The sequence below is a fragment of the Bartonella sp. AA56HLJMS genome (assembly GCF_042197145.1).
Lineage (GTDB): Bacteria > Pseudomonadota > Alphaproteobacteria > Rhizobiales > Rhizobiaceae > Bartonella.
Genome location: NZ_JBHIRL010000109.1, coordinates 1 through 570, shown reverse-complemented (window position 1 = coordinate 570; position 570 = coordinate 1). Strand labels below are relative to the sequence as shown.

Here is a 570-nt window from a genome sequence, read left to right as displayed (position 1 = left end):
CTAATCCTCTCAGAGAGATGGGGAGAGCGGTCTTGGGCCTTAACCCGAGCCCCCATAATTGTTATGCTGATGCGAGTCGTGAGTGTCAAATTAATTATGGTTCATTTGGTTTTAACAAACTTCATTCAACGAGAACAGGGAACAAAAAATGAAAATGTTGTTTAATTTATTAAGCCTGCTCATTCTGTTAACGGTTGCTGGATGTGATATTGAAAACATTGATAAACCTCCTCGAGGAGAGACGGCTGTGTGGGAGAAGCTAGGAGCAGATTCTACGGAGGTAGGAAAAGCATTGCTAGAGTGTGGTTTGCCACACCTTAATTATCTTGAGGATGAAGTTCAAAAGTTAAGCAACAATGAGAATGCAACGATTGATGCTTGCATGATCCAAGCAGGATTCCATTATAAAGGGAGAGCTAGCTGGTGTTCTCCTTTTAACGGTAGAGACCTTCCCATTTGTCAGCCTGGTGCTGTCATCCCGAAGAGAAGTGTCGAAAAGCGCTTAAACAGCCCTTTTTGTAAAAAATATAAAAATGCGGATGAATGCCAATCTTAAGTGATGATCAACAA

At 41.6% G+C, this 570-nt stretch carries 1 protein-coding gene; it reads left to right on the top strand.

Going from position 1 to position 570, the window contains the following annotated elements; all coding sequences use genetic code 11:
- Window positions 1–148 precede the first annotated feature (148 nt).
- Window positions 149–556 carry a hypothetical protein gene (locus ACFINI_RS10135; RefSeq protein WP_375648061.1) on the top strand — a complete coding sequence of 136 codons (408 nt, stop codon included), beginning with the start codon at window positions 149–151 and terminating at the stop codon, window positions 554–556.
- Window positions 557–570: the final 14 nt, after the last annotated feature.